The sequence below is a fragment of the Flavobacterium plantiphilum genome (assembly GCF_046000495.1).
Taxonomy (GTDB): domain Bacteria; phylum Bacteroidota; class Bacteroidia; order Flavobacteriales; family Flavobacteriaceae; genus Flavobacterium; species Flavobacterium plantiphilum.
Map to the genome: position 1 here is coordinate 1 of NZ_JBELQA010000021.1, position 610 is coordinate 610.

At 36.1% G+C, this 610-nt stretch carries 1 protein-coding gene; it reads left to right on the forward strand.

The window, feature by feature from the left end:
- A partial coding sequence (locus tag ABS764_RS16225) for a sodium:solute symporter family transporter (RefSeq protein WP_408082839.1) occupies window positions 1-610 on the forward strand: 610 nt, incomplete at both ends.

Below are 610 nucleotides of genomic sequence, written 5' to 3' on the forward strand. Positions count from 1 at the left end.
TGCCAACAGGTTTAAAAGGATTGTCAGTGGCAGCATTGACAGCTGCAATTGTTGCTTCATTAGCAGGTAAAGTTAATAGTATCTCTACAATTTATACTTTAGACGTTCATAAGAAATACATTCAAAAGAATGCAGGAGAAAGGCAACAGGTAAATATTGGAAGAATTGCAGTTTTTGGAGCAATGGTTCTTGCTGTAATGTTTACATGGAACGATGTTTTAGGAATTGGTGGAGTAGGTGGATTTACTTATATCCAGAAATATACCGGATTTATTAGTCCGGGAGTATTTGCGATGTTCTTTTTAGGGATGTTCTGGAAGAGAACAACAGGTACGGCTGCAATTGTAGGTGTAATTGCCGGTTTTCTGTTATCTGTTTTATTTAATGAATATGCGCCTGAGATGTTTGGAAACGAAACATTCTTATATACAGCCTGGCCAAATGGTAAAGGAGGTTTTGAAATTCCGTTTCACATTTGTATGGGATTGTCATTTATGTTCACAATGTTATTGATGATTGGAATCAGTTTTGCAGGACCAAAAGTAAATCCAAAAGCATTCGAACTGGATACTGAAATGTTTAAGGTGAAACCACAAACTACAGTATTAAT